We start from the raw sequence: 6735 nt of genomic DNA on the forward strand, positions 1-6735 counted from the left end.
GTGTTTCCTTTCAAAATAATGCCTGTTCGGATATGGAAAACAACTACCTGCACATCAACAAAAAGCTTTGGAACGCGCGAACTGCGATTCATTTTAAATCTGAATTTTATGGTGTGAATGAGTTCCGAAAAGGTGGAACATCATTAAAAAGGATTGAATTGGAGCGTTTGGGAGATCTTTCCGGAAAGAAGGTGCTGCATTTGCAGTGCCATTTCGGGCAGGATAGCATTTCGCTTGCGCGGATGGGCGCAAAGGTTACAGCAGTTGATTTATCGGACGAAGCCATTCGGAAAGCCAATGAGTTGGCGAAAGATTGTGGCGTTGATGTTGAATTTATCTGTTGCGATCTTTATCAGTTGCCTGATCATTTACAGGATGAATTCGATCTGGTTTTTACAAGTTACGGAGTAATTGGCTGGCTCCCCGACTTAAATCGCTGGGCCGCAGTTGTTGCTCGTTTCCTGAAACAGGGTGGACGGTTTTTGTTGGTTGAATTTCATCCGTTGATCTGGATTTTCGATTCCAAATTCACACACATTCAATACAATTATTTCAACACCGGCCCAATTGTTGAAACCGAGCAAGGAACTTACACGGATCGCGGCGCGCCTATCGAGCTCGAATACGTTGGATGGAACCACCCGACCAGCGATGTTATCACCAGCTTGTTAAAAAATGGACTCACAATAACAGCATTCGAGGAGTTTGATTATTCGCCCTACAATTGCTTCGACAAAACAGTAGCCTGTGGCGAAAGCATGTTTCGCATCGAACATCTGGGAGATAAAATCCCAATGACTTTCGCATTGAGCGCATTAAAAAGCTAGAAGACAGATCTAAAAAAAGCCGGCAAAACCGGCTTCAATATCTGGATGTAGAACTCTACTAATGTGAATCAATTTTAGGACCGAAAGCCAAATCACCAGCATCGCCCAAACCTGGCACAATGTATGACTTTGTTGTCATTTCCTCGTCAATTGCACCTAACCACAGGGTAACATTATCGGCCTTTATTTTGCTTTTAACATAGTCGACTCCTTTACGGCTCGCAATAATTGCAACCAAATGCACATGGCTGGGATCTCCCTTCTGCAACATGGCCTTGTAGGCAATTTCCATTGACGCGCCGGATGCCAACATTGGATCGGTAATCATGACTACTTTGTCGTTCAGATCGGGAGTGGCCAGGTATTCAAACTCAATATGAAACTCACCCTCGTCGTCGTATTTCCGATAAGCAGAAATAAAAGCATTTTCAGCCCGGTCGAAAATATTGAGCAAACCTTGCTGCAGAGGTAATCCGGCACGCAAAATGGTTGCTAAAACTGGTTGCTGATCCAACACCGGAACTTTAGCAATGCCAAGAGGTGTTTTTACATCCGCAAACTTGTAATCTAATGTTTTACTAATCTCGTAACCAAACACTTCACCCAAACGCTGCAGGTTTCTGCGAAATCGCAATGGATCTTTCTGGATCGCTTCATCACGGATTTCCGCCAGATATTGGTTAAAAATGGAGGTTGATTCGCTGAGGTTGTGAACTTTCATATCAAAAAATTTTGGCGAAATTAATCAAAATTTCCCGTTGACGAGAATTCAGGTCCAAATAAAATCGCCTTCACTGTCCTGAATTTTCATGTTTCTTGGCACACCATCGAAACTGGTGAATATTTGGTGGCTTAATTCTGTTGATCCAAGAAACGGATGAGTCATTGTCTTCAACTTGTTTGCCAGTTGTGGTTGAAGAATGGTGAGCATTTTCACCCGTTTCGAAATTGCTTCTTCAATAAAAAACCCGGCAATATGCTCGTCTGAAATTTCGCAAAAATGGTGATACAGTAATTTTAAATGCCCATTGCGTATTGAATAAATTAGAAAACCCAAAAATTTAGTTCCTCGGTAAAACTTCACGGTGTACACTTCAAACTGGGAAGCAAACGAGCTAAACGGATAGCTTTGTTCAAATGTCCGGTCGTCAGTCGACAACCAGGGGTAGGCCAAAATCCATTTCAATTCGGCTTCTCCCCGACGAAACAAATACTCTTTCTGTCGATCATTGGCCAACTGCATGCACTCCCGGTCGGGGAAAGCCATTTTCTCCATGCGAATATCTGTTGCTTGCTGAATTTTGAAATTCCGAAGTTTTTGATTCGCCCAGAAACGCATGAAAAAATCGAGCACAGGCCACAGGAATATTAGGTTTCCGATCCGACGCTGCAACAGCTGTTGGCTCTCGGCAAACAGAAAAAAACGTCGGCCTTTAGCCTGGTAAAACGGCTTTAGCAATCCCGACTTCTCATACAATTTTCGGGAGTCGGGCGAAAAATTCGTAGCCATTAGCCGTCCGTTCCAATCCAAATGTATCTCGTGAAGCAACTGGCTCGAAAGCCCTTGCTTACGATAATCGAGTTGCGTCCAAGCTCCGCTCAACCAAACAAACCGACTATTATCGGTATTCAAAATGGCTGGCAAAACGGTTCGAAAAGAGATCATCCGGTTTTCGTCTGCTATGAAATACAAAACCGGATCGTCAGCCTGTGCGTGGGGATTGGCCAGATACGATTCAACCCTAGACCAACTAACAGGCTTAACCGGCAGACGCTGAAACAAGTCTGATTCAGCAAATAACCTCAAGTCTCCCAGCCTGATTTTACACAATTCCATGTACTATCTCCTTGCGTAATGTTTGCCAATCAACTGTTTCAGCCGATAGGCCAAAAAGGCTTCTTTCAACCGGGTCTTAGTACTCAATTGCATACGGTCTTCCATGGCAAAACGCTGAAAGTGTCGGGGAAGCCGTTCTTTTTTGAGTCCCGCAGTACCAAAACTTAGCTCAAAAATATTTTCTTTATGGCAGGCATCAAACACAGTTTCCGAAACGCCAAAATCGGTAAATGGAAAAGCGAAGGCTTTTATTTTAGGTTGAAGTCGATCATTAATCCACTTCATACTTTCTCTGATCTCCTCCAGTTGGGTCTCTTCGTCAAGTAATTCAAACTCGGGGTGATCCATCGTGTGTGAACCAATCGTGAATCCATCAGCTTGCAGGCTTTTAACCTGATCGAAGCTCATATATGGCTTTCTCTCCTGTAACCACGTTTCCCAATTAAGCCCGATCTCCTCGGCCATTTCATCGAGCGAAGCCAAATCGCCGTAGGTTCGCTGTAATTTTATATTGATATTCTTATCGCTGAGCAAGGCAACAATTTCGGATGCTTTGTATCGGTGAAAAAGATCACGGTTATCAACAAAGGATGGATTAATAAAGAAAGTTGCCGGCACCCCTTTCCGTTTCAAGATCGGTGCAATCGTTTCGGCACACTCTTTCAAACCATCGTCAAAACTCAGGTGAAAGCATTTCGACAGATCGTTGCCATTCAATAAATCCGCCAACTCAATTGGGTTGAAATTCAGCAATAAAAAATCTAAATCATCTTCAAACTGTTTCACTGTCGGATAGTCGTAATTGGAACGCCAGGGTAAGTTTTGGTCCGAAACCAAATGATAGAAAGGAAGCAATACCGGGACATTCTTCCCTGATGTTAAAAATCGAAAAGGCAGCATCCCCGCCAATTCAGAAATTAATTGTTGTGTGAAATCATTCATCGTTTTAGCCATTTTGCCCATGCTGGCAGGTTATTCCACCACAAGTAGAAATAAGTCTCCGGAGTTGCTCCAAAGCCTTTGTATAATCGCGCCACACCATCAATCATCGAACCTTCAAAATCGAGTAAATAGTCTTTGCCGGCATGCATTAAAATAAACTGGTCGATCAGGAAATACATTGCGTTTTGTTCTTTCCCTGCCTCGCTGGTGACCGCATTCAAAAAAGTTACCCGGTTCTTGTACCGCACGAAGAATGCAGCAGCACAAAGCCGGTTCGCTTTGTCGTAAACACCATAAATTTCACCTAAATTACGCGAGGTGGAAAAGGCCAGCAGGTGGTGGAGTGTCAGCAAATCTTGTTTCTTCAGCTTTACTGCTGAGTTTTCTTTTTTAAATTGAAGGTAGTCCTTTAAAGAAAGTCCACTGATATAATTGAGTTTGTAATGCGATGCCCGCTTCAATTTACGAATGGTATGTTGCGAGTAACTCGCTGACAAATCGGAGTAAGTTTCGTTCAAATTCAACAGCAAATTATACCTCACTTCGACCTGCATCTCCGGGATAGGCAAATTCATGGCATTCAAATGAATTTGAGCAAAAGAGAAACGAGTAATAATTTCATGATAAAAAGCTGCTGTAACTTCTTTCGTTGGCGTCGGGAAAATCCCTAACTGCTGACAATACAGGGGTTGAAATAAATAGCTGAATCGGAATTTCCGCCGGAATGTCAGCGGCATAATGTAGCGATAATCGTCAACCACTAGCGCGTCCCACACCGGACACAATTTATCGAGATACCACGACTGCGCATAGACCAAGGCGTTCGGCGCATCAGCCACGCACTGATCCCACTTATCCGTATCAATCTCGTCGTATTTGAGGTAATTAATTTTGATGTTAGTCATTTCTCAAGCTGATTGCCAGTGCTGTCATTTCTTCAAAAACCTTCCGCCAACCTTCCCACCGGCCAGAGTCACTCAAACTCTCATTATGCCATAAACTTATAAAAGTTCCACCGCTTTTCTTTATTTCAAACATCATTTTTTTTAGGATGTCCAATGCTTCATCAGGAGATTTACCCATATAGTCGCGCAAGCTAATGTCCATCACCTGAAAAGGAAAAATACGAAGGTTCGTCTTTTGTTCTTCTTTTAAATCATAGAAAAAGTATGGACTGGCAATTCCTGCTCGAAACCCGGCACATTCGCAGTATCCCATGGTGTGATCTTCCACAATTCCCGCTTTTATCAACCGGCGATAGGTCATTGGCAATAGTAATTTCAGAAAATGCTGCCGGCTCGACCGAACTGGTTTCTCCAGAATTTCCTCCAGCAATTTTCGTTCAAGCAGCAATTCCTGCTTATGCCGGTTTGACCGATAGGACGGATGCAAGCCGATGTGAAACTGCCGTGACAGCCCACGAATTAGTTGCCTAAATTCGTCATTATGGGGTGACACATTCCGATCATAACGACTCTGTTTGCCTACTAAAAAGAAAAAATGGACAAAGCTTTCTTCTCCTTTATAGATTGTACGGATATAGTCGTAAGTGTCGTACGGATCGGCTCCTTCACCCAACCAGATCCTGCACCGTTCAGCAACTTCTCTAATCCTTCCGGTTAAAATCCCTTTTGTACATGCTCCTGCAATTCGCCATAGACTTTTATTCTTGTAAGCCCATGCGTTATCAATATCAATTGTGGTTAAAAAATTGAACTGTGGGGGAGCGCACACAAACCGGGGATCGTGCTGTTTCAGTTTCTCAGCAATCAATCGCGCCCACTGATTGACGATTGGCTGATCTAAAATCTTATTTCGAAACAAGATACTATGTTTGGCCGGATATCGCTGATGTTTTCCGAACTGCCGTTCCAGGTACTCCTCATATCGGGTAACTAAAAAGAAACCGGCGGCAAACGGATCGAATGGTAGAAATGAATCGGCTGATGATTGAAAGAAGCACAATTTTTCATTCCAGGTTACATCTGACAAGTCCTGATACTCTAACCCGGTTTGAAAGAGCAAATGGTGCGGCCTTAGATCGAGTTGTCCGAACTTAAACAGCTTGGACGAATAGTTAATCTTCAGACCGGTTTCTTGCTCAAAAATCAATTCCTGGTCCGTAAAGCTAACCGGAACATGAAGTATTTCCTCGAAATATAATTCGAAAATATAGCGAATACGGTTGGTAATATTTTTCGCAAAGACTATAACCATAACATCATTATAAAATCCCCTCGTCAGCAAAACTAAAATGTTGTTGATGCGCTATTATAATATGATCGAGCACAGATATTTCCATAATCTCTGCCGCATTTTTGATTTTCGCTGTAATATTTTTGTCTGCATCGCTGGGACGCGCGTTACCGGAAGGATGATTGTGACAAAGAATTAATGCTGAGCTAAGTTTCTCCAAGGCCGTTTTAAGTATGATTCGAACATCGATAACGGTACCTGTTAATCCTCCCTGACTGACCATGAACTTATCGATAACGGTATTTGAACGATTAAGTAGCAAAACCCAAAATTCTTCAATTAGAAGATCCTCGAGAAACGGTCGAAAAAAATTTGCAGCATCCTGACTGGATGTAATTTTTAATTTTTCGGATGGAGTCTGCTCCTTCCGCCGCCTCCCCAGCTCAAGAGCAGCAACAATATTCAAGGCTTTAGCTTCGCCTATGCCTTTAAATTGAAGTAAATCACCTATTTGCTTTCTCCCAAGTTCATTTAAATTATTGTCGGCCATTGCCAAGATCCTGCGAGACAGCTCAACGGCTGACTCATCAGAATTACCCGAACCAATTAAAATAGCCATCAACTCGGCATCAGAAAGCGATCGGGTTCCTTTCGAAAGCAGCTTTTCCCGAGGACGATCCTCCACTGCCCATTCTTTAATACTTAGTTTTCGATACATCTAGCAAGGTGATTTGAAACTAAGTTATGAAAATTCTGTTTGCCGATCCATCTCTTTTTAAAATAAAGATGTCCGATGCGGGAAGTTTTTTGAATAAAAAAAAAGCCCGATGCTCTGGAGAACAACGGGCTTGAAAAGAGGGCGACGACCTACTCTCCCACATAAATGCAGTACCATCGGCGCTGGCGGGCTTAACTTCTCTGTTCGGAATGGGA

Annotated in this window: 7 protein-coding genes and 1 rRNA gene; 1 reads left to right on the forward strand and 7 read right to left on the reverse strand. The window is 42.9% G+C overall.

Features of this window, described 5'->3' with window-relative positions:
• The first annotated feature begins 32 nt into the window (after positions 1–32).
• Entirely contained in the window at positions 33–827 is a 795-nt protein-coding gene (locus ABZD21_RS10325) for a class I SAM-dependent methyltransferase (RefSeq protein WP_372774902.1), read from the forward strand.
• Positions 828–885: 58 nt separating this feature from the next.
• On the opposite strand, the gene upp is transcribed toward ABZD21_RS10325, so the two are convergent.
• The 7 genes from upp to rrf all read right to left on the reverse strand — a co-directional run.
• Positions 886–1548: a uracil phosphoribosyltransferase gene (upp, locus tag ABZD21_RS10330; RefSeq protein WP_372774904.1), complete on the reverse strand. Its 663-nt coding sequence runs from the start codon at positions 1546–1548 to the stop codon at positions 886–888.
• Positions 1549–1596: 48 nt separating this feature from the next.
• Positions 1597–2664 carry a GNAT family N-acetyltransferase gene (locus ABZD21_RS10335; protein ID WP_372774905.1) on the reverse strand — a complete coding sequence of 356 codons (1068 nt, stop codon included), beginning with the start codon at positions 2662–2664 and terminating at the stop codon, positions 1597–1599.
• A gap of 3 nt (positions 2665–2667) precedes the next feature.
• Positions 2668–3606: a polysaccharide deacetylase family protein gene (locus tag ABZD21_RS10340; RefSeq protein WP_372774906.1), complete on the reverse strand. Its 939-nt coding sequence runs from the start codon at positions 3604–3606 to the stop codon at positions 2668–2670.
• On the reverse strand, positions 3603–4511 hold the full coding sequence (locus ABZD21_RS10345; protein WP_372774907.1) for a hypothetical protein: 909 nt from the start codon (positions 4509–4511) through the stop codon (positions 3603–3605). The genes ABZD21_RS10340 and ABZD21_RS10345 overlap by 4 nt, the downstream gene beginning before the upstream one ends.
• Positions 4504–5823 carry a polysaccharide deacetylase family protein gene (locus ABZD21_RS10350; protein WP_372774908.1) on the reverse strand — a complete coding sequence of 440 codons (1320 nt, stop codon included), beginning with the start codon at positions 5821–5823 and terminating at the stop codon, positions 4504–4506. The genes ABZD21_RS10345 and ABZD21_RS10350 overlap by 8 nt, the downstream gene beginning before the upstream one ends.
• A 7-nt stretch (positions 5824–5830) precedes the next feature.
• Positions 5831–6520, reverse strand: coding sequence for a DNA repair protein RadC (radC, locus tag ABZD21_RS10355; protein WP_372774909.1), 690 nt, complete (start codon positions 6518–6520; stop codon positions 5831–5833).
• Between the two features lie 136 nt (positions 6521–6656).
• A 5S ribosomal RNA gene (rrf, locus tag ABZD21_RS10360) occupies positions 6657–6735 on the reverse strand; the annotation flags it as partial.

It is taken from the genome of Mangrovibacterium sp. (assembly GCF_041596335.1).
GTDB lineage: Bacteria > Bacteroidota > Bacteroidia > Bacteroidales > Prolixibacteraceae > Mangrovibacterium.

Bases quoted from the DNA above. Each gene is read 5' to 3' on its own strand.
- ABZD21_RS10325 (WP_372774902.1), top strand. From the start codon at position 33: ATGGAAAACAACTACCTGCACATCAACAAAAAGCTTTGGAACGCGCGA.
- ABZD21_RS10335 (WP_372774905.1), bottom strand. From the start codon at position 2,664: ATGGAATTGTGTAAAATCAGGCTGGGAGACTTGAGGTTATTTGCTGAA.
- ABZD21_RS10350 (WP_372774908.1), bottom strand. From the start codon at position 5,823: ATGGTTATAGTCTTTGCGAAAAATATTACCAACCGTATTCGCTATATT.
- upp (WP_372774904.1), bottom strand. From the start codon at position 1,548: ATGAAAGTTCACAACCTCAGCGAATCAACCTCCATTTTTAACCAATAT.
- ABZD21_RS10340 (WP_372774906.1), bottom strand. From the start codon at position 3,606: ATGAATGATTTCACACAACAATTAATTTCTGAATTGGCGGGGATGCTG.
- radC (WP_372774909.1), bottom strand. From the start codon at position 6,520: ATGTATCGAAAACTAAGTATTAAAGAATGGGCAGTGGAGGATCGTCCT.
- ABZD21_RS10345 (WP_372774907.1), bottom strand. From the start codon at position 4,511: ATGACTAACATCAAAATTAATTACCTCAAATACGACGAGATTGATACG.